Annotated in this window: 19 protein-coding genes and 3 tRNA genes; 10 read left to right on the plus strand and 12 right to left on the minus strand. The window is 71.1% G+C overall.

Features of this window, described 5'->3' with window-relative positions; translation table 11 throughout:
* Positions 1 to 169 precede the first annotated feature (169 nt).
* Positions 170 to 577, minus strand: coding sequence for an AQJ64_40280 family protein (locus ACIODU_RS03565; protein WP_401763357.1), 408 nt, complete (start codon positions 575 to 577; stop codon positions 170 to 172).
* A 1,604-nt stretch (positions 578 to 2,181) separates the two neighbouring features.
* Between ACIODU_RS03565 and ACIODU_RS03570 the strand changes: the two genes are divergently transcribed.
* Positions 2,182 to 3,642 (plus strand): N,N-dimethylformamidase beta subunit family domain-containing protein, encoded by a 1,461-nt coding sequence (locus ACIODU_RS03570; RefSeq protein WP_356431226.1) that lies wholly within the window; start codon positions 2,182 to 2,184, stop codon positions 3,640 to 3,642.
* A gap of 177 nt (positions 3,643 to 3,819) precedes the next feature.
* Positions 3,820 to 4,719 carry a phosphoribosylaminoimidazolesuccinocarboxamide synthase gene (locus ACIODU_RS03575; RefSeq protein ID WP_401763359.1) on the plus strand — a complete coding sequence of 300 codons (900 nt, stop codon included), beginning with the start codon at positions 3,820 to 3,822 and terminating at the stop codon, positions 4,717 to 4,719.
* A 69-nt stretch (positions 4,720 to 4,788) separates the two neighbouring features.
* Here the strand turns inward: ACIODU_RS03575 and ACIODU_RS03580 are convergent.
* The 8 genes from ACIODU_RS03580 to ACIODU_RS03615 all read right to left on the minus strand — a co-directional run bounded on the left by ACIODU_RS03580 (position 4,789) and on the right by ACIODU_RS03615 (position 9,610).
* Positions 4,789 to 4,861 (minus strand) — tRNA-Gly (locus tag ACIODU_RS03580).
* Between the two features lie 22 nt (positions 4,862 to 4,883).
* Complete coding sequence (locus ACIODU_RS03585) at positions 4,884 to 5,528, minus strand: response regulator (RefSeq protein WP_401763362.1); 645 nt, start codon at positions 5,526 to 5,528, stop codon at positions 4,884 to 4,886.
* Positions 5,525 to 6,865: a sensor histidine kinase gene (locus tag ACIODU_RS03590; RefSeq protein WP_401763365.1), complete on the minus strand. Its 1,341-nt coding sequence runs from the start codon at positions 6,863 to 6,865 to the stop codon at positions 5,525 to 5,527. Before ACIODU_RS03590 ends, ACIODU_RS03585 begins: the two co-directional genes overlap by 4 nt.
* 95 nt (positions 6,866 to 6,960) lie before the next feature.
* Entirely contained in the window at positions 6,961 to 7,773 is an 813-nt protein-coding gene (locus ACIODU_RS03595; protein WP_401763548.1) for an ABC transporter permease, read from the minus strand.
* 17 nt (positions 7,774 to 7,790) lie between these two features.
* Positions 7,791 to 8,729 (minus strand): ABC transporter ATP-binding protein, encoded by a 939-nt coding sequence (locus tag ACIODU_RS03600; protein WP_401763367.1) that lies wholly within the window; start codon positions 8,727 to 8,729, stop codon positions 7,791 to 7,793.
* 142 nt (positions 8,730 to 8,871) lie between these two features.
* Positions 8,872 to 8,944 (minus strand) — tRNA-Gly (locus tag ACIODU_RS03605).
* Positions 8,945 to 9,028: 84 nt separating this feature from the next.
* A tRNA-Gly gene (locus tag ACIODU_RS03610) sits at positions 9,029 to 9,100 on the minus strand.
* A 174-nt stretch (positions 9,101 to 9,274) separates the two neighbouring features.
* Complete coding sequence (locus ACIODU_RS03615; RefSeq protein WP_356431218.1) at positions 9,275 to 9,610, minus strand: Lsr2 family protein; 336 nt, start codon at positions 9,608 to 9,610, stop codon at positions 9,275 to 9,277.
* Between the two features lie 430 nt (positions 9,611 to 10,040).
* Between ACIODU_RS03615 and purS the strand changes: the two genes are divergently transcribed.
* The 5 genes from purS (at position 10,041) to ACIODU_RS03640 (ending at position 14,508) form a co-directional block, all read left to right on the plus strand.
* Positions 10,041 to 10,292, plus strand: a complete 252-nt coding sequence (gene purS, locus ACIODU_RS03620; protein WP_161310479.1) for a phosphoribosylformylglycinamidine synthase subunit PurS — start codon at positions 10,041 to 10,043, stop codon at positions 10,290 to 10,292.
* Positions 10,289 to 10,969: a phosphoribosylformylglycinamidine synthase subunit PurQ gene (gene purQ, locus ACIODU_RS03625; protein WP_356431216.1), complete on the plus strand. Its 681-nt coding sequence runs from the start codon at positions 10,289 to 10,291 to the stop codon at positions 10,967 to 10,969. The genes purS and purQ overlap by 4 nt, the downstream gene beginning before the upstream one ends.
* Positions 10,970 to 11,057: 88 nt before the next feature.
* Positions 11,058 to 13,307 (plus strand): phosphoribosylformylglycinamidine synthase subunit PurL, encoded by a 2,250-nt coding sequence (gene purL / locus ACIODU_RS03630; protein ID WP_356431214.1) that lies wholly within the window; start codon positions 11,058 to 11,060, stop codon positions 13,305 to 13,307.
* A gap of 84 nt (positions 13,308 to 13,391) precedes the next feature.
* Positions 13,392 to 13,607: a DUF4177 domain-containing protein gene (locus ACIODU_RS03635; RefSeq protein WP_356431212.1), complete on the plus strand. Its 216-nt coding sequence runs from the start codon at positions 13,392 to 13,394 to the stop codon at positions 13,605 to 13,607.
* A 100-nt stretch (positions 13,608 to 13,707) separates the two neighbouring features.
* A complete protein-coding gene (locus tag ACIODU_RS03640) occupies positions 13,708 to 14,508 on the plus strand; it encodes a sterol carrier family protein (protein ID WP_401763372.1) in 801 nt (266 codons plus the stop codon).
* Between the two features lie 50 nt (positions 14,509 to 14,558).
* Here ACIODU_RS03640 and ACIODU_RS03645 read toward each other — a convergent pair whose 3' ends face one another.
* The 3 genes from ACIODU_RS03645 to ACIODU_RS03655 form a co-directional block, all read right to left on the minus strand.
* Positions 14,559 to 14,777 (minus strand): DUF397 domain-containing protein, encoded by a 219-nt coding sequence (locus tag ACIODU_RS03645; protein ID WP_356431208.1) that lies wholly within the window; start codon positions 14,775 to 14,777, stop codon positions 14,559 to 14,561.
* A gap of 163 nt (positions 14,778 to 14,940) precedes the next feature.
* Positions 14,941 to 15,159 (minus strand): DUF397 domain-containing protein, encoded by a 219-nt coding sequence (locus tag ACIODU_RS03650; protein ID WP_401763375.1) that lies wholly within the window; start codon positions 15,157 to 15,159, stop codon positions 14,941 to 14,943.
* A complete protein-coding gene (locus ACIODU_RS03655) occupies positions 15,156 to 15,611 on the minus strand; it encodes a DUF5753 domain-containing protein (protein ID WP_401763378.1) in 456 nt (151 codons plus the stop codon). Before ACIODU_RS03655 ends, ACIODU_RS03650 begins: the two co-directional genes overlap by 4 nt.
* 107 nt (positions 15,612 to 15,718) lie before the next feature.
* Here ACIODU_RS03655 and ACIODU_RS03660 point away from each other — a divergent pair, with 107 nt between their 5' ends.
* From ACIODU_RS03660 to purM, 3 genes are all read left to right on the plus strand, one after another.
* Positions 15,719 to 16,564 (plus strand): META domain-containing protein, encoded by an 846-nt coding sequence (locus ACIODU_RS03660; protein ID WP_401763381.1) that lies wholly within the window; start codon positions 15,719 to 15,721, stop codon positions 16,562 to 16,564.
* Between the two features lie 191 nt (positions 16,565 to 16,755).
* The gene (purF, locus tag ACIODU_RS03665; protein WP_161310484.1) at positions 16,756 to 18,279 is read left to right on the plus strand and encodes an amidophosphoribosyltransferase; all 1,524 of its coding nucleotides are present in this window, start codon (positions 16,756 to 16,758) and stop codon (positions 18,277 to 18,279) included.
* A gap of 84 nt (positions 18,280 to 18,363) precedes the next feature.
* Entirely contained in the window at positions 18,364 to 19,434 is a 1,071-nt protein-coding gene (purM, locus tag ACIODU_RS03670; protein WP_401763384.1) for a phosphoribosylformylglycinamidine cyclo-ligase, read from the plus strand.
* Positions 19,435 to 19,555: the final 121 nt, after the last annotated feature.

A 19,555-nucleotide genomic window follows, 5' to 3' on the forward strand; every position in this document is an offset into this window, starting at 1 on the left:
CGTGTCCGCGAAGCGGTGTCCGGCTCGCGGAGTCTGGCATACGCGCTCGCGGCGTTGCCGGACGGAGCGAGTACGTCCCGCACGCGCTCGGCCCTCCGCCTTGCGCTCGCACGCACCAGACACCGCGAGCCCCCCCTCCGGGCGAACGACCCCACTTCGCGGACACCCCCTAGGGCGCTCCCCGCTCTTTGCGCGTGACGCCGGGTGCTTGGGGCAGGGCTGCGTGGAGGGCGGGTTGTGCGGCGGCGCCCAGGATTTGGCGCTCCGAGGTGCCCGGGAGGACCGGCAGTTCGGCCCAGTGGGTGACCTGCTCGGGCGTCGAACCGCCGTACGGCAGGCGCACGACCCTGTCCGAGTCCACGAAGCAGTTGTGGAACAGCGTTCCGGTGCGCTCGTCGGTGTGACGGGAGTGGAAGTAGGTGGGGAGGACCAGCCAATACTCCTCGCCCGCCCGCGAGTCGGCGTCCTCCCCTTCGGGATCGCCGGGATAGCGGCCGGTGATCGCCCCCATCACACAATCGCTGTCCTTGGGCAGCCGGTCGAGAGCACTGACCCATTCCACTTCCACGGTGTGCACCGCGCCGCCCCTTCTCCGCTACCGTCGAAACGGCGTATCGCCGAATCGCCGTACCACTCGCCGAGTTGACCACCGTCGCACCGACGGGACCGTGCCCAGGATGCCACCGCGCCCTAGCCCTGTCCGACGAATATCGCCCGCCGCGCGACGCCTGGCACGCGCGTTCGCCACGGTGTGGGAGCCGTCCGCGTATGTCCGGTACGAGCACGGTCCTCCGGGCGGAGGCGGTGACGGCCGAGGCCTGGTCGCTCACGCCGAGACGCCTGTCCGGCGCGACGCCGGTCGGTCCTGAGGCACCAGCGCGACACTTTGGCCGCCCCTGCCTCGCGCTGTTCGCGGACGACCTCAATCCCCGGCTGCGGCACGTCGCTTGGACGACCCGGAACCCCCCACGAGCCGCCGTCGCCGCCGGCGGACGATCCGGATGCCGGGGACGGGGGCGGTACGGGACCCGAGGCTTCGGTTCCGGCCGGCGCGTTCGCCGTTGCGGCGAATCCGGCGTTGCTGAACGGACTGCCCCGTCGCTGGGGACATTCGGCGCCGGCAAGCATGGCCATCTCGGTCCGGAGCTGCTCCTGCGGGGAATCCCGCCGATCCGGACGCCTCACGGAACCGCATGCCGTCGCGGCCCTGATCAGGGCCTGAGCCGGTCCGGTTGCCCCCGAAGCAGACCCGCCCCATCGACCAGGGCGGATACGTCCTCCGCAACCTCGGTCACGTCCCAGAACGCCCCCTGAGGACCCCTCCCCGACGCCCACGGCCGATCCGGCACTCGAACGCGACGCGCGGGGACGCCGTCCCCCGCGGTACGAACTCGCGGCTCCATCCCCCCACCCCCGGCGCGCCCGTCCCCAACGCCCACCCCCGCGCGCCCCCGGCGCCCCCCACCCCACCCCCCGCCCCCTCCCGCTCCAACGCGCCCCCCACCTCCCTCGGCACCTTCGACCGCGCCTCCGCCCCTGCCCCCGACCTCCTCAACGGCCCCCCATCTCCTCCGCCGAGTCCGCCCCACACCACGCCCCGCCCTCGCCTTCCCGGCCCCTCCGTCCCCCGCCGCCCAGGCGGGGCCCTCCGGTCGCGGTCCAGCGAAGAAGCGCGGTGGACGGCCACCAGAAGCGCCACCAGAAGCGCCACCAGAAAGGCTGCCAACAGGGCCGCTACAAGGCCCGGAAGCGGCAGGGAAGGCGCCGGGAGGGCCCCTGGAGCGGGCCCGGGAACGGCGCGGAAGCGGGCCGAAAGCGGCCCGGAAGGGCGCAGAAAGGCCCGCCAAGGGCGCCGCCAACGGCCAAACCATCCGCGGGCCCAGGAGCCAGACACACCGCCCCCTCCCCCGCCCACCCCCGCCACCCCTCACCCCCCACCGCCAACTCCCCCCGCCCCCGCCCGCATCCGGACCCGGGGCTTCCACTCTCGGCAATTCGCGACGAACGGTGACGGAGCGAGTGCGTTATGTGATGTGCTGGGGACCGGCGCTGACAGTCGACCGCAGAACCGGCCGGGCACCGGCCGCCTTCACCTGAGCCCCGGCGGTCGAACCAGCGGTCCCATTCACCAGTTATCACCAGTTGTCTCGGGGGCTCGGGGGCTCGAAAGAGGGGCGCACCATGGTGGCGGAGCAGATCCGGCGATGGGAATCGGGCGCTCTCGCCCATGCGGTCAGCGACCCCTTCGGACAGGGCCCGTTACCGTGGCTGCGCGGCAGTGAGAACTACTTCGACGACACCGGCCAGGTCGTCCCCTGGTACGCCGCCCCCACCCTCGGCCGCGAGCGCAGCCCCGGCCCCCGTACCGCCGACGACGTAAAGCGCCAGATCAAGGGCTTCGCGTCCACCGGCGCCGCCGCCCCCGGCGAGTCCATCGACTTCCACATCACGGTCGACCCGCCCCAGCAGTTCTCCGTCGACATCTACCGGATCGGGCACTACAGCGGCGACGGCGCCTCCAAGATAACCACCAGCCCCCGGCTCTCCGGGATCGTCCAGCCCCCGCCCCTGGCCGCGGACCGTACGGTCTCCTGCCATCACTGGTGGCTCTCCTGGCGGCTCCAGATCCCCTCGTACTGGGCGCTCGGCGCCTACGTCGCCGTCCTCACCACCATCGACGGCTACCGCTCCCACATCCCCTTCACCATCCGCGACAACCGCCCCGCCGACCTCCTCCTGCTCCTCCCCGACATCACCTGGCAGGCGTACAACCTCTACCCCGAGGACGGCCACACCGGCGCCAGCCTCTACCACGCCTGGGACGACCAGGGCCGCCTCCTCGGCGAGGAGGACGCCGCCACGACCGTCTCCTTCGACCGCCCGTACGCGGGTGCGGGCCTGCCCCTGCACGTCGGGCACGCGTACGACTTCATCCGCTGGGCCGAGCGGTACGGATACGACCTCGCGTACGCCGACGCCCGCGACCTGCACGCCGGCCGCGTCGACCCCACGCGCTACCGGGGCCTGGTCTTCCCCGGCCACGACGAGTACTGGTCCGTCCCCATGCGCCGTACGGTCGAGCAGGCGCGCGACCACGGCACCTCGCTCGTCTTCCTCTCCGCCAACACCATGTACTGGCAGGTGGAGCTGGGCCCCTCCGCCTCCGGCGTCCCCGACCGCCTCCTCACCTGCCTCAAACGGCGCGGCCCCGGCCGGTCCGCCCTCTGGCGGGACGTCGACCGGCCGGAGCAGAAGCTGCTCGGCATCCAGTACGCGGGCCGCGTCCCGGAGCCCCACCCCCTGGTCGTACGGAACGCCGGGCACTGGCTCTGGGAGGCCACCGGCGCCGCCGAGGGCGACGAGATCGAGGGGCTGGTGGCGGGGGAGGCCGACCGGTACTACCCCCGGATCTCCCTCCCCGAGCACGAGGACCGCATCCTCCTCGCGCACTCCCCGTACCGCGACAGCGAGAACGCCCGCCGCCACCAGGAGACTTCGCTCTACCGCGCCCCCTCCGGCGCCCTCGTCTTCGCCTCGGGCACCTTCGCCTGGTCGCCGAAACTGGACCGGCCCGGCCACGTCGACCCCCGCGTGCAGCGCGCCACCGCCAACCTCCTGGACCGCATCTGCAAACGGGACTGAGGGGCGAGAGGATGGGAAGGGGAGGGGGTTCCGGCCCCCATGGCGGCGGGGTTCCCGCCGTCCCTGGACGAGGGTTCCCGCCCGCGCGCGGCGGGGGTTCCCGCCCCCGTGGACGCCGCGACTTCCGGTGTACGGGAGAATCGAGGCGATCTTGAAGACCCACCCCTCGGAGGAACCGTGTCCGGATTCGTGGAAAAGCCCGAGCCCCTGGAGGTTCCGGGCCTCGTGCATCTGCACACCGGCAAAGTGCGCGACCTGTACCGGAACGAGGCCGGCGACCTTGTGATGGTCGCCGGCGACCGCATCTCCGCGTACGACTGGGTCCTGCCCACCGAGATCCCCGACAAGGGCCGGGTCCTCACCCAGCTCTCGCTCTGGTGGTTCGACAAACTCGCGGACCTCGTCCCGAACCACGTGATCTCCACAGACCTCCCGCCGGGCGCCCCCGGCGACTGGGCGGGCCGCACTCTCGTCTGCAAGGCCCTGGACATGGTCCCGGTGGAAGCGGTCGCCCGCGGCTATCTGACCGGCTCCGGACTCGTCGAATACCGGGAGAGCCGTACGGTCTGCGGGCTCGCGCTCCCCGAAGGTCTCGAGGACGGCTCCGAGCTGCCCGCGCCGATCTTCACCCCCGCCACGAAGGCCGCGGTCGGCGAGCACGACGAGAACGTGTCGTACGAGGAAGTCGCCCGCCAGGTCGGCGCGGAGACCGCCGCGCTGCTGCGCAGGACCACGCTCGACGTGTACGGGCGGGCCCGCGACATCGCCAGGGAACGCGGGATCGTCCTGGCCGACACGAAGTTCGAGTTCGGCTACGAGGGCGAGCAACTGATCCTCGCGGACGAGGTGTTGACCCCCGACTCCTCCCGCTTCTGGCCGGCCGACACCTGGGAGCCGGGGCACGCCCAGCCGTCGTACGACAAGCAGTTCGTCCGCGACTGGCTGACCTCGCCCGCCTCGGGCTGGGACCGCGCGAGCGAACAGCCGCCCCCGCCGCTCCCCCAGGAGATCGTGGACGCCACCCGCGCGAAGTACGTGGAGGCGTACGAACGTCTCACCGGCCTCAGCTGGACGTAGCCGGAGACGGAGGAGGGCGGCAGGCACGAGAAAACCCCCGGTCGGACGACCGGGGGTTTCCCCTTCTTGAGCGGACGACCAGGTTCGAACTGGCGACCTCAACCTTGGCAAGGTTGCGCTCTACCAACTGAGCTACGTCCGCAAGCGCCTCGGCGCGAGAACTACTATACCCAACCTCGCTCCCGTGCGAGACGCACTGCCGTATGCCGGTTCTCCGCCCCCAGTTTGGAGGCCGCCGAGGACAGGTAGTTCCGTACCGTTCCCTGGGACAGCGAGGCGCGCTGCGCGATCTCCGCGATCGGCGCCCCGTCAGCCGCCAGCTCCAGCACCTCCGCCTCCCGCGCGGTCAGCGGCGAGTCCCCCGCGGAGATCGCGTCGGCCGCCAAATCCGGGTCCACGTAGCGGTTTCCGGCGTGGACGGTACGGATGATCTCGGCGAGCCCGCGCGCGCTGACCGTCTTCGGGACGAAGGCCCGCACCCCCGCCGCCAGCGCCCGTTTCAGGTGGCCGGGGCGGCCGTGGCTGGTCACGATCATCGTCCGGCAGCCGGGCAGTTCGGTACGGAGAGATGTGGCGACCCTCACACCGTCGGCGCCCGGCATCTGGAGATCCAGGACGGCCACGTCCGGCCGGTGGGCCCTCGCCATGGCCAGCGCCTCGGGGCCCGAGGCGGCCTCGGCGACCACGACCAGGTCGTCCTCCAGCGCGAGCAGCGCGGCGAACGCGCCCCGGATCAGATGCTCGTCGTCGGCGAGCAGTACCCGTACGCGCCCGTCCGTGTCGTCCGTGTCGTGCCTGTCGTCCGTCATGCCGTCGCCTCTCCTCCGAGCGTGACGGACTCGGCTCCGGACGCCGGTACGGGCCCCGGCCCCGGCAGCGCCAACGGCAACGGCAGCGGCACCCGCGCCGTCAGGCGGAACAGGCCGCCCTCCACCCGCCCCGCGTCCAGCGTCCCGTCCACCACCGCCAGCCGCTCCCGCAGCCCGTCGAGACCGGAGCCCTTCCGCACCTGGCCCCGCCCGCCGCCCGCCGAGCCCCCGGCCCCGGTCCCCGCCTTCCCGCCGGCACCCTCCGCCGCCCCGTCGTTCTCCACCACCAGAACCGCCGCCGGCGCGTCCCCGTAACCGGCGTCCCCGTCCCCGTACCCCTCCGTCAGCCGTACGGTGCACCGCCGCGCGTCCCCGTGCCGCAGCACGTTCGTCGTCGCCTCCCGGACCACCCACGCCAGCGCCGACTGCACCCCCGGCGACAGCCCGCCCCCGTCGTCCCCCTCGATCCGGCAGTCGATGCCCGCCGCCTTCAACACCCCGCGCGCCCCTTCCATCTCGGTGTGCAGATCCGCCTCGCGGTATCCGCGCACCACGTCCCGTACCTCCCGCTGCGACTCCCGGGCGATCCGCTGCACCTCGGCCATCTGCACCACCGCCTCCGGCCGCCCGCGCTTGGCGAGCTGCACGGCCAGCTCGCTCTTCAGCGCGATCACCGCCAGGTTGCGGCCCATCACGTCGTGCAGATCACGCCCAAAGCGCAGCCGCTCCTCCGCGACCGCGAGCCGGGACTGGAGTTCGCGGGCCGCGTCCAGCTCCCAGACGGTGTTGAGCAGCCACACCGAGAGGATGTACGTGACGACGATCGCCGCGCCCGCGGACAGGACGGCGAGCACCAGCCCCAGGACGTGGGACGGGGGCAGCCGCAGCGCCGTCGCCGCGACCCCGGTTCCGGCGATCGTGGCCAGCAGCGCGTACGCCATGTGCCGGGAGGTCCGCAGCGTCAGCGACATCGCCCCGAGGCCGTAGGTGGCGAACGCGACCAGCAGCACCGCGGCCGACCCGTCGTCGGCGACGGCACCGGCCTTGATCAGGACGAGCACCACCAGAGCGCTCACCACCGTCACGGCCGCCGTCGCCAGACCGAGCCGTACGGGCCGCTCGCGCCTCCCGCGCCGCCAGTCCAGCGCCCGGCCCTGGAGGACGACGCACATCCCGGCGTGCAGGCCCGACAGCAGGACCAGCCAGCCCTGGAGCGGGTCGACGCTCCAGACCAGGCTGACCTCGACCAGGCCGAAGGTGTGGAACGTCCACCGGGTGTAGCTCTCGACCTTGCCCGGCTTGCTCTTCCGGTGCCATCGGTCCGTCAGCCGGGACATCGCGTCCTTTCCGCCTCATTCTCGTCGTTCCGGACCCCGCCCCATTCTCGTCGTTCCGGGCGCCCGTCTCAGCCTCGTCGGCCCCGGCCCCCGCCTCAGCGGCGCGGCTCCCAGCGGAACCAGCGCCGCACGGCGTACGCCGCGAGCACCGTCCAGGCCACGGCGCTGATACCGGCGCCGAGCAGATCCGCCCCGTCCACCCCGCCTATCCAGCCTGCCCTGACCAGCGTCATCACGCCGGTCATCGGCAGCAGCTCGCACACGGACGCCACCCGGTCGGGCAGCGTGTCCAGCGGCACGAACAGGCCGGAGCCGAGCAGCGAGACCAGGAACATCGGCATCGTCGTGATCTGCGCGCTCTCCACGGTACGGGTGAGGACGGACGTCGTGGCCGCCAGCGCCGTGAGCAGCACGATCGCGGCCAGCAGCCCGGCGGCGAGCAGATCGGGCCGCCGGACCCCGCCCACGTCGAGGAACAGGCTGCCGGCCGCCACCAGGACCACGCACTGCACGAGCGCCAGCGCGGCGGCGGGCAGCGCGGTCCCGGCGAGGATCTCGCGGTCGGCGGTCTCTCCCGTGCGGAGCCGCTTGAGCACCAGCTCCTCGCGCCGGGAGGTGTACGCGGAGACGAGGTTCGCGTACACGACCATCAGCAGCACCGTCCCGACGCCCCCGGTCAGGGCCGCCTCGGCGACGGTCACCCCGGCGCCGCCCAGGTCGGTGCCTTCCAGCGAGACCTTGATCGACCCCATCATCGCGATGGGCACGAACAGCGCGGTGAACAGCGCCGTCCTGTTCCGCACGAGCAGCGTCAGCTCGGCGCGCCCGAGGGCGGCGAGCCGCCCGGCGGACGTGGTGAGCCCACCCGTACCGCCCTCGGTCCCTGCCTTTTCCGCCGTCCCCGCCATCACTGTCTGCGCCGTCTTCATCGTGCACCCGCCGTTTCCGCGCTGCGCGCCGCGATGTCGAGGAAAGCGTCTTCGAGCGAGGCGGACCGCGCGTCCAGCTCCGCCAGCTGTACGTCCGACTCCCGCGCCCACCGCAGGAGTTCGTGCAGATCCTCCTGGAGCCGTCGGGTACGGATCTCGATCCGCCGCCCCTCCGCGCCGGCCCGCAGCGACAGGGGCAGCCGTTCGGGCAGAACGTCGTGGGGCAGGACGAACCGGATCGTGGCCGGCCGCTCCTCGGTCACCTCGGCCGGTGTGCCGGTGGTCACGATGCGCCCCTGGTGCATGATCGCCAGCCGGTCGGCCAGGGCCTCGGCCTCCTCCAGGTAGTGCGTGGTCAGGAGGACGGTCGTGCCCTCGTCCCGCAGCTCCCGGACCAACTCCCAGGTGTCGCGGCGCCCTTCGGCGTCCAGCCCGGTCGTCGGCTCGTCCAGGAAGAGCACTTCGGGGCGGCCCAGCAGCGCCAGCGCCAGATCCAGGCGCCGCCGCTCGCCGCCCGACAGCTGCTTGACCCGGACCCGGGCCCGCGCGGTGAGCCCGACCAGGCCCAGCGCCTCGTCCGTCGGCCGCGCGCCGCTGGTGCAGCCGGCGCACATCCGTACCGTCTCCGCGACGGTCAGGTCGGAGGGGAAGCCGCCCTCCTGGAGCATCACGCCGATCCGGGGGCGGACGGCGGCGCGCTCCGCGTACGGGTCGCGGCCGAGGATCCGTACGCGTCCGCCGCTCGGGCGGGCGAGGCCTTCCAGCACCTCCACGGTGGAGGTCTTGCCCGCGCCGTTCGTGCCGAGCAGGGCGAACAGCTCGCCGCGTCCGACGGCGAAGGAGACGCCGTCCACGGCGGTGAAGCCGCCGCTGTACGTACGGCGCAGCTCGTCGGTCTCGATGACAGGGTCGTCGGGAGGGGAAGTCGGTGTCATGTCTTCCAGGCTTCCGCCCGACCGGACCACCCGACAGTGCGCGCTGTCATCGCCGCCGATGACATTTGTCATCGCGTACAGCACTCATGCCCACACCCACGAAGAAGCCCCCGGTCGAATGACCGGGGGCTTCCCCTTCTTGAGCGGACGACCAGGTTCGAACTGGCGACCTCAACCTTGGCAAGGTTGCGCTCTACCAACTGAGCTACGTCCGCACGGCACCGAGATCGAGCAATCGATGCGTACTTCGCATCACCCTACCCGATCCACCGGAGTGGACCGAAGATCGAGCGATGCAGAGCGGGTGACAGGAATTGCACACTGCGCCTCCCCCTTGGAAAGGGGGCGTTCTACTACTGAACTACACCCGCACGCTGCTTGGGGTCCGGCCCTTCGGCCTTGCCCTTCGGCGTGCTCCAGACTCTAGCCGATCAGCGAGGGTGGTTCCAACTCGGTTCGCCGCCGCGTCGCCCGGCCGTCACGTGGCGCCGCCCGCGGGTGCCGGCGACCACCTCCGGCCCGGCACCCGGGCGGCGCCCCGGGCATCAACTCGCTTCTCTGAAAGCCTCGTAGACGCGCTTGGGGATCCGGCCCCTGGCCGGTACCGCCATCTTGTGGGAGAGCGCCCACGCCCGGACGGCCGCCGGATCGGGGGCCAGGGCGGTGTGCCGGTAGGTGACGCGGTTCTTGCCGTTCTTGGCGGCGTTCGTCTGCCTGCGGCCCGCGGCCAGGTAGGGAGCCAGGGCCTTGCGCAGTTTCTTCGCGTTGGCGGGATTGAGGTCGATGACGTACGACTTCCCGTCCAGGCCGAACGCGACCGTTTCCGCCGCTTCTCCGCCGTCGAGATCGTCGGAGAGTGTGACCACTACGCGCTGCGCCACGGATATCGGTCCTTTCTTGCGGTATCGCCTCGCCCGGGGCCGTCCGGAAACACGGCTGACGTGCGGTGATACCGGCCTTCCGGCTGTTAAGGGACAATGCGGCTTTCCGCTGTATTCCTTTGTACAGCGGTCGGCCCGGCATTGTGAAGCCCAGCCAATTGCATCAGCGTGTCTCGCGGCAATGGGGGAACCCGACTTTTTCCCGGGATTTTCCCTGGCGTACCGCCCTCCGGAAATCATGGCCTGATCTGCGGCGGGGCTTCGGGGGCAGCGTATCCCTGTTCATATCTACTCGCGTAGATTTTCCGGCCGGGTACGCTGAGGGGAGCTCGGGGGGCCGAGGGGGATTCCCCTGGAGAACACGGCAGAACACGGCAGAACACAGCAGAACGCGGCGGAACACAGCCGCACCACACCACCGGGAGTGCCCGTGGCACGCGTCGTAGTCGACGTCATGCTCAAGCCGGAGATCCTCGACCCGCAGGGCCAGGCGGTGCAGCGCGCGCTGCCCCGGCTGGGCTTCGAGGGGATCGCCGACGTCCGTCAGGGAAAGCGCTTCGAACTGGAGGTGGCGGGGCCGGTCGACGAGGCCGCCCTCGCCCGTATCCACGAGATGGCCGAGACCTTCCTCGCCAACACCGTCATCGAGGACTTCGTCGTGAAGGTCGAGGAGTCGAAGTGACCGCTCGTATCGGAGTCGTCACCTTCCCCGGCACGCTCGACGACCGGGACAGCCTGCGGGCCGTCCGGATCGCCGGCGCGGAGCCCGTCGCGCTCTGGCACCGTGACAAGGACCTCCACCAGGTCGACGCGGTCGTCCTGGCCGGCGGTTTCAGTTACGGCGACTATCTGCGGGCCGGGGCCATCTCCCGGTTCTCGCCGGTCATGGCCACGGTGATCGAGCAGGCCAAGGCCGGTATGCCGGTCCTCGGAATCTGCAACGGCTTCCAGATCCTCACCGAGTCGCATCTGCTGCCGGGCGCCATGCTGCGCAACAATCACCTGCACTTCATCTGCCGCGATCAGAAACTGCGGGTGGAGCGCGCCGACACCGCCTGGACCGCCGACTATTCCGCGGGCCAGGAAATCTCCGTCCCCCTCAAGAACATCGACGGCCGGTACGTCGCCGACGAGCGCACGCTCGACGAGCTGGAGGCCGAGGGCCGGGTCGCGTTCCGCTACCTGGACGGCAACCCGAACGGGTCGCTCCGCGACATCGCCGGCGTCTCGAACGCGGCCGGCAACGTCGTCGGCCTGATGCCGCACCCCGAGCACGCCGTGGAGCCGCTGATCGGTACGGGCCGTACCGACGGCCTGGGATTCTTCACCTCGATCCTGAAGAAGCTGGTAAGCGCCTGATGACCCTGGATACCGGAACAGCCGAGGGAGCGACTGACCGCTCCGAACTGCATCAGCTGGACCACTGGACGCGAAGGAGCGACCGAGCGTGACCCTCGACACCGTCAAGCACGCGAGCGGCACGCCCGACGTCGAACTGCCCTGGAAGGAGCTCGGCCTCAAGGAGGACGAGTACCTCCGGGTCCGCGAGATCCTCGGCCGCAGGCCGACCGGCGCCGAGCTGGCCATGTACTCCGTCATGTGGTCGGAGCACTGCTCGTACAAGAGCAGCAAGGTCCACCTCAAGCAGTTCGGCGACAAGGTCCCCGCCAACGACGCCATGCTCGTCGGCATCGGCGAGAACGCGGGCGTCGTGGACGTCGGCCAGGGGTACGCGGTCACCTTCAAGGTCGAGTCCCACAACCACCCGTCGTACGTCGAGCCCTACCAGGGCGCGGCCACCGGCGTCGGCGGCATCGTCCGCGACATCATCGCGATGGGCGCCCGCCCGGTCGCGGTCGTGGACCCGCTGCGGATGGGCGCGGCCGACCACCCCGACACGCGGCGGGTCCTGCCCGGCGTGGTGGCGGGCATCGGCGGGTACGGCAACTGCCTCGGTCTGCCGAACATCGGCGGCGAGCTGGTCTTCGACGCCTGCTACCAGGGAAACCCGCTGGTCAACGCCGGTGCCATCGGCGTCATGCGGCACGAGGACATCCACCTCGCCAAGGCCTCTGGCCCCGGCAACAAGGTGATCCTGTACGGCGCCCGCACCGGCGGCGACGGCATCGGTGGCGCCTCCATCCTGGCCTCCGAGACCTTCGACGACACGAAGCCGTCGAAGCGTCCCGCCGTCCAGGTCGGCGACCCCTTCCAGGAGAAGCTCCTCATCGAGTGCACGCTGGAGGCCTTCGCCGAGAAGCTCGTCGTCGGCATCCAGGACCTCGGCGCGGCCGGCCTGTCCTGCGCGACGAGCGAGCTGGCGTCGAACGGCTCCGGCGGCATGCGCGTCGAGCTGGACGACGTACCGCTGCGCGACTCCACGCTCTCGCCCGAGGAAATCCTCATGAGCGAGTCGCAGGAACGCATGTGCGCGGTGGTCGAGCCCGACAAGGTCGACCGGTTCCTCGCGATCTGCGAGAAGTGGGACGTCATCGCCACCGTCGTCGGCGAGGTCACGGACGGCGACCGGCTGGAGATCTTCTGGCACGGCGAGAAGATCGTGGACGTCGACCCCCGTACGGTCGCGCACGACGGTCCCGTCTACCACCGCCCGTACGCCCGCCCGTCCTGGCAGGACGCCCTCCAGGCCGACGACGCGAACAAGCTGCCGCGGCCCGCGACCTCCGCCGAGCTGCGGGAGCAGGTCCTCCGGCTCCTCTCCTCGCCGAACCAGGCGTCGAAGGCGTGGGTCACGGACCAGTACGACCGGTTCGTGCAGGGCAACACTGTGCTCGCCCAGCCCGAGGACGCGGGCATGATCCGCGTCAACGAGGAGACGGGCCTGGGCGTGGCCATCGCCACGGACGGCAACGGCCGTTTCACGAAGCTCGACCCGTACACCGGCGCGCAGCTCGCGCTGGCGGAGTCGTACCGCAATGTCGCCGCCTCCGGCGCCAAGCCCCTCGCGATCTCCGACTGCCTGAACTTCGGCTCCCCCGAGGACCCGGACGTCATGTGGCAGTTCGCCGAGGCGATCCGCGGTCTCGCGGACGGCTGTCTCCAGCTGGGCACGCCCGTCACCGGCGGCAACGTCTCGCTCTACAACCAGACGGGCGACGCGGCCATCCACCCGACGCCGGTCGTCGCCGTCCTCGGCGTGATCGACGACGTGGCGCGCCGTACGCCGATCGCCTTCAAGGAAGAGGGCCAGCTCCTCTACCTGCTCGGTGACACCCACGAGGAGTTCGGCGGCTCGGCCTGGTCGCAGGTCGTCCACGACCACCTCGGCGGTCTGCCGCCCAAGGTGGACCTGGAGCGTGAGCGGCTGCTCGGGGACATCCTGATCTCGGCGTCCCGCGACGGCATGATCGACGCGGCGCACGACCTGAGTGACGGTGGCCTGATCCAGTCGGTCACCGAGTCCTGCCTGCGCGGCGGGAACGGCGCCCGGCTGGTCGTGCCGGACGGCCTCGACGCCTTCACCTTCCTGTTCAGCGAGTCGGCCGGCCGCGCGGTCGTGTCCGTCCCGCGCAGCGAGGAACTCCGCTTCACCGACATGTGCGGGGCGCGCGGTCTGCCCGCGACGCGCATCGGTGTGGTGGACGGCGAGGAGATCGAGGTCCAGGGCGAGTTCGGCATCCCGCTGAGCGAGGTCGCCGAGGCGCACCGGAGCACGATCCCCGCGCTCTTCGGCTGAATCCGGCCGTGGTTGGCTGGGCGCGCACGTGTTCGGACGTGCGTACGCGTCCCGCCGTGCGCACGGGACACGCAGGACCGAGGGATGGACCGCATGGCGTTCGAGTACAAGGTCGTGACGTTCCGGGAATCGCTCATCGGCGACGCCCTGGACAGCGACAAGCTGGAGAAGACGCTCAACAAGCACGCCGAGGACGGGTGGGCCCTCAAGGCCATCACGGCGGCGGACGTCAAGGGCCGCCTGGGCCCCGGCGCCGTCGAGGGCCTGCTGCTGACGCTGGAGCGCCCGCGCCAGGCGTGAGACCGATGTGGTGAAAAGGCCCTGAGCCTCCGCCCGGACCCACCGGCCGGAGGCTCAGGGCCTTTCCGCCCCCGTCCGCCCCTCCGTTAGCCTCGCGGTCATGCCCCCGGCCAAGAAGCGCACGCGCAAGTACGACTCCGAGAAGATCCGGGCCGCCGTCCTGGCGCAGTTCGCGGCGGTACGGGAAGCCGTCGCCGGGCTCTCCGACGAGCGGCTGGCGCTGCCGGCCACCGGGCTCGACGGCTGGACGGTACGGGACCTGGCCGCGCACCTCGCGATGGTCGTCGAGTCGGTCACCCGCGCCGCGGAAGGGCCGGAGGTGGCGCCGGGTGGACCGGTGGTCGGGCTGGACGAGTGGCCGTTCGCGACGGCGGCGTACGCGGACAGCATCAGCGAGGACGTACGGGCGCTCGCCGCGTCCGGGCCGGTCGAGGAGGTGTTCGCGCGGGCCGCGGACCGGGTGGCGGCGGCGCTTTCCGGTGCGGCGGACGAGCGGTTGGTGCCGGTACGGGTCGGGACGATGCGGCTGGCGGACTTCCTGGTCACCCGGACCGTCGAGCTGGTCGTCCACACCGACGACCTGAACCGCGCGACCGGCCTGACCGTCCCGTACGACCGCCAGGCCCTCGCGGCCTGTACGCGACTGCTCGCCGACGGCCTCGCGGCGAAGGCGCCGGGCGCGTCGACGGAGGTGCGGATCCCGCCGTACGCGGTGGTCCAGTGCGTGGCGGGCCCTCGCCACACCCGCGGCACCCCACCGAACGTGGTGGAGACGGACCCGCTCACCTGGATCCGGCTGGCGACGGGCCGCACGACGTGGGCGGCGGAGGTGGACGCGGCGCGCGTCAGCGCGAGCGGGGAGCGCGCGGACCTGTCGGGCCTGCTGCCGCTGATGGGCTGATCGGCCAACCCTGCGGCGGCCGGTCCCGGGCGTTCCGATCCGACAGGCCCTTAGCGCAGGTCCGTCTCCGCCGCGAGGGCGACCAGGCCGGTCCACGCGGCGGGGGTCAGCATGAGGACCGGGCCCGTCGGCATCTTGCTGTCCCGGACGGGGATCAGTCCGGTGGTGGTGAGGGCGGCGGGGGCGAACTCGACGCAGTTGCCGCCGTCGGTGTTGCTGTAGCTCGACTTGATCCACTCCACGTGGGACGTCTCCTGCGAAATGCTCATGTGGGAAGTGCCTCCATGGCGGATGCGATGAGGGCGCCGGTCTCGCGGGGAGACAGCGCGCATCGTTCGGGATCGCGGACAGATAGGGTCGAGCCGCTCCTTACGGCAGGTTAATCGGCCGACTTAGCGGCGGCCGTCCCGGGCGTTCCGATCCGAGAGGCCCTTAGCGCAGGTCCGTTTCCGTCGCGAGGGTGACGAGGGCGGTCCACGCGGCGGGGGTCAGCATGAGCACCGGGCCCGTCGGCATCTTGCTGTCCCGGACGGGGATCAGTCCGGTGGCGGAGAGGGCGGCGGGGGCGAACTCGACGCAGTTGCCGCCGTCAGTGTTGCTGTAGCTCGACTTGACCCACGTCGCGCAGGAGAGATCCGGTGTCGTGGTCATGTGGACAGTTCCTCCATGGTGATTCGGATGAGGTCAGCTGTCTGAACGATGCCTCTGGGGCTGTCCGCGAGCCGGAGCAGCGCTTCCAGCTGTGCCCGTATCACCACAGGTGCGCCGATGGTCCGTCGCAGGACAGCTTCGTCCAGGATCACGGACAGGTAGGGCGCCGGAACGGCCCCAAGCAGTGTCTGCCTTCCCATGCGGGCCGCGACCCTCTCCTCGACCTCCTCCGGGGTCAGTTCCGGGTCCCCGAGTCGGAACACCGCGCGGGCGTAGTCCTCCGTCTGGACGAGGCCCGGCACCAGATGCCCGGCGTACTCGTCAATGGTCCGCGCCCGCGCCTCCAACTCCATGCGCCGCCGGTACTTGTCCGGATGGACCTCGTTGCGCGCCATGGCATACAGCTTCACGATTCTCTGTGGGCCCTTCGAGACGTCTGAGACGTCGGTCACTCAGGATCGTAGGCAGGGGCGCCGCCCTATTTCATACGGATGGTGATTCTCTGGTCACGGAGAGGTCCGGGCCCCGGGTGCCCGACCGTACGGAACCGACCGCGCGCGTGATCCGTCCCACCCCCATGCAGAAACAGCAGAGCACCGCAGTCACCGCGATCACCGCACTCGCGCTGCTCACCCTGGCGGCGTGCGGGACCGAGACCAGTTCGACCACGACCACGGGAGCGTCGGGGGACGACGCCTCCGTGCGGGAGTCGGCGCTCACCGGGGTGCGCTGGAGCGTGGAGAGCGTGACGGTCGGCGGGAGAAGGACCGCCGGGGTGGCGGGGACCTCGCTGGAGTTCGGGGACACCACGCAGGCGACGCTGGCCACGGGCTGTGACGAGTACGAGGTGGACGTGTCCGTCGCGGACGACACCGTGACCGTCGGCAAGAAGCGCATGACGGCGACCGCCGACTGTGTGCTGAACCTCGACGCGCTGAACAAGGCGCTCGACGCGGCCTTCACCGGGAAGCTCACGTCGAAGGTGACCGGTGATCGGCTCACTCTCACGTCATCCGACGGGGATTCCATGGCTCTGACCAGCGGGCCTCCCGCGCCCCTGACCGGCACGAAGTGGACCGTGAACGCCCTCGCCTCCGACGGGAGCGCCGCCCGTCTGCCGGCCGGGACGGACGGCTCGGCGTCCTTCACGCTGGCCGCCGACGGTTCCGTACAGGGCAATCTGGGGTGCAACGGATTCGGTGGCAGGGCGAAGGTCTCCGGCGACACCATCACGTTCAGCCGGGTGATCTCGACAAAAATGGCCTGTACCGGCCCTCGGGCGGCGGTCGAGAAGCACCTGCTGAAGGTCCTGCGCGGCAAGGTCACGTATGAGGTCAACCACGGCGGGCTGTGGCTGACCGGGGCGGACGGCGGACTCGCCGCCCTGCCCGCCACGACGGCCTAGGCGCCACCCGCCGGGCTTCCGCACCGGCCCGCACGGGTGGCCGATACCCGCCGGCACCCGTGCGCCGATGCACCCGACCGGCTACGCAACGGAGTAGGAGAGGAACGGAGCGTACGGTCCGGAGGGGCGATATCCGGCCACGTCCCATCCCCAATTCGGACCCGTGGTCGATCTCGCCTACACTCGATGGCGTGCCTCGTGGTGATGGACGACTCAACCACGACCTGCTCCCCGGCGAGAAAGGCCCCCAGGACGCGTGTGGCGTCTTCGGAGTCTGGGCCCCGGGCGAAGAGGTCGCCAAGCTCACCTATTTCGGACTGTATGCCCTACAGCACCGTGGACAGGAGTCCGCGGGCATCGCAGTGAGCAACGGGTCCCAAATCCTGGTTTTCAAGGACATGGGCCTTGTCTCGCAGGTCTTCGACGAAACCTCCCTCGGCTCCCTCCTCGGTCATATCGCGGTGGGCCATGCCCGCTACTCCACCACCGGAGCCTCGGTGTGGGAGAACGCGCAGCCGACCTTCCGGGCCACGGCCCACGGCTCGATAGCGCTCGGCCACAACGGGAACCTGGTCAACACCGCCCAGCTCGCCGAGATGGTCGCCGACCTCCCCAAGGAGAACGGCCGGCCCACGCGCGTGGCCGCCACCAACGACACCGACCTGGTCACGGCGCTCCTCGCCGGCCAGACGGACGACGACGGCAAGCCCCTCACGGTCGAGGAAGCCGCCGCCAAGATCCTGCCCGACGTGCAGGGCGCCTTCTCGCTCGTCTTCATGGACGAGCACACCCTCTACGCCGCCCGTGACCCGCAGGGCATCCGCCCGCTCGTCCTCGGCCGGCTGGAGCGCGGCTGGGTCGTCGCCTCCGAGGGCGCCGCCCTCGACATCTGCGGCGCCTCCTTCGTCCGCGAGATCGAGCCCGGCGAGCTGATCGCCATCGACGAGAACGGTCTGCGGACCCAGCGATTCGCGGAAGCGAAGCCCAAGGGCTGTGTCTTCGAGTACGTCTACCTGGCGCGTCCCGACACGGACATCGCCGGTCGGAACGTGTATCTGTCCCGCGTGGAAATGGGCCGGAAACTCGCGAAAGAAGCGCCCGTCGAGGCCGATCTGGTCATAGCGACCCCGGAGTCCGGCACCCCGGCCGCCATCGGCTACGCCGAGGCGAGCGGGATCCCGTACGGCTCGGGCCTCGTCAAGAACGCCTATGTCGGCCGGACCTTCATCCAGCCGTCCCAGACCATCCGCCAGCTGGGCATCCGGCTGAAGCTCAACCCCCTCAAGGAAGTCATCCGGGGCAAGCGCCTGGTGGTCGTGGACGACTCGATCGTCCGCGGCAACACCCAGCGCGCGCTGGTCAAGATGCTCCGCGAGGCGGGCGCCGCCGAGGTCCACATCCGGATCTCGTCCCCGCCGGTCAAGTGGCCCTGCTTCTTCGGCATCGACTTCGCGACCCGCGCCGAGCTGATCGCCAACGGCATGACGATCGACGAGATCGGCGTCTCGCTGGGCGCCGACTCCCTCTCGTACATCTCCCTGGACGGGATGATCGAGGCGACCACCATCGCCAAGCCGAACCTCTGCCGTGCCTGCTTCGACGGCGAGTACCCGATGGACCTCCCCGATCCCGAGCTGCTCGGCAAGCAGCTGCTGGAGACCGAGCTGGCCGCGGGACCGGCCAACGCGGCGGCCGAGGCGCTCCGCCGCCCGTAGTTCCGCATCCGCCGCAGGTCCGCGTCCGTTTGCCGACCACGACGACCGAACGACGACAGCATGACGACAGGAAAGTACTCAGCCATGTCCGATACGACCACTGGTGCCAGCTACGCCGCCGCGGGCGTCGACATCGAAGCCGGTGACCGCGCGGTCGAGCTGATGAAGGAGTGGGTGAGGAAGACGAGGCGCCCCGAGGTCCTCGGCGGCCTCGGCGGCTTCGCCGGCCTCTTCGACGCCTCCGCCCTCAAGCGCTACGAGCGGCCGCTCCTCGCCTCCGCCACCGACGGCGTCGGTACGAAGGTCGACCTGGCGCGCAAGATGGGCGTGTACGACACGATCGGTCACGATCTGGTCGGCATGGTCGTGGACGACCTGGTCGTCTGCGGCGCCGAGCCGCTCTTCATGACTGACTACATCTGTGTCGGCAAGGTCCACCCCGAGCGGGTCGCCGCCATCGTCAAGGGCATCGCGGAAGGCTGCGTCCTGGCCGGCTGCGCGCTGGTCGGCGGCGAGACCGCCGAGCACCCGGGGCTGCTCGGCGAGGACGACTTCGACGTCGCCGGCGCCGGTACGGGGGTGGTCGAGGCGGACCAGCTGCTGGGGCCGGATCGTATCCGTACGGGTGACGCGGTGATCGCGATGGCGTCCTCCGGTCTTCACTCCAACGGGTACTCACTGGTCCGGCACGTGGTCTTCGACCGGGCCGGCTGGTCCCTGGACCGCGAGGTCCCGGAGTTCGGCCGCACGCTCGGCGAGGAACTGCTCGAACCCACGAAGATCTACTCGCTCGACTGCCTGGCGCTCACCAGGACCACCGAGGTGCACGCGTTCAGCCACGTCACCGGCGGCGGTCTCGCGGCCAACCTCGCCCGGGTCGTCCCGGACGCCCTGCACGCCCGGGTGGACCGCTCGACCTGGACCCCCGACGCGGTCTTCGACGTCGTCGGCCGCGCCGGGAACGTCGAGCGGCTCGAACTGGAGAAGACGCTCAACATGGGCGTCGGCATGATCGCCGTCGTCCCCGGGGAGTCCGTCGACACGGCCCTGACCACCCTCGCCGACCGGGGCGTGCACGCCTGGGTCGCCGGCGAGATCACCGAACGCGGCGGCCACGCGACGGGCGCGGCGCTGTCCGGTGACTACGCGAGCTGAGTTCCGGGGGCCTGCGCGAGCTGAGGCCGGGTGGCCGGTCCCGTACCGGCCGCTTCACCGGCCCGTACCGGCCACCGCACCGGCCGGTACGGCACCGGGCAGCACAGAACCCGGTCCGGGA

Source organism: Streptomyces sp. NPDC088261 (assembly GCF_044740805.1).
Lineage (GTDB): Bacteria > Actinomycetota > Actinomycetes > Streptomycetales > Streptomycetaceae > Streptomyces.

What these genes read in the sequence shown, in the direction of transcription:
- ACIODU_RS03570 (WP_356431226.1), top strand. Translation starts at nt 2,182, where the DNA reads ATGGTGGCGGAGCAGATCCGGCGATGGGAATCGGGCGCTCTCGCCCAT.
- ACIODU_RS03585 (WP_401763362.1), bottom strand. Translation starts at nt 5,528, where the DNA reads ATGACGGACGACAGGCACGACACGGACGACACGGACGGGCGCGTACGG.
- ACIODU_RS03590 (WP_401763365.1), bottom strand. Translation starts at nt 6,865, where the DNA reads ATGTCCCGGCTGACGGACCGATGGCACCGGAAGAGCAAGCCGGGCAAG.
- ACIODU_RS03595 (WP_401763548.1), bottom strand. Translation starts at nt 7,773, where the DNA reads ATGGCGGGGACGGCGGAAAAGGCAGGGACCGAGGGCGGTACGGGTGGG.
- ACIODU_RS03600 (WP_401763367.1), bottom strand. Translation starts at nt 8,729, where the DNA reads ATGACACCGACTTCCCCTCCCGACGACCCTGTCATCGAGACCGACGAG.
- ACIODU_RS03635 (WP_356431212.1), top strand. Translation starts at nt 13,392, where the DNA reads ATGGACCGCATGGCGTTCGAGTACAAGGTCGTGACGTTCCGGGAATCG.
- ACIODU_RS03640 (WP_401763372.1), top strand. Translation starts at nt 13,708, where the DNA reads ATGCCCCCGGCCAAGAAGCGCACGCGCAAGTACGACTCCGAGAAGATC.
- ACIODU_RS03645 (WP_356431208.1), bottom strand. Translation starts at nt 14,777, where the DNA reads ATGAGCATTTCGCAGGAGACGTCCCACGTGGAGTGGATCAAGTCGAGC.
- ACIODU_RS03650 (WP_401763375.1), bottom strand. Translation starts at nt 15,159, where the DNA reads ATGACCACGACACCGGATCTCTCCTGCGCGACGTGGGTCAAGTCGAGC.
- purM (WP_401763384.1), top strand. Translation starts at nt 18,364, where the DNA reads ATGTCCGATACGACCACTGGTGCCAGCTACGCCGCCGCGGGCGTCGAC.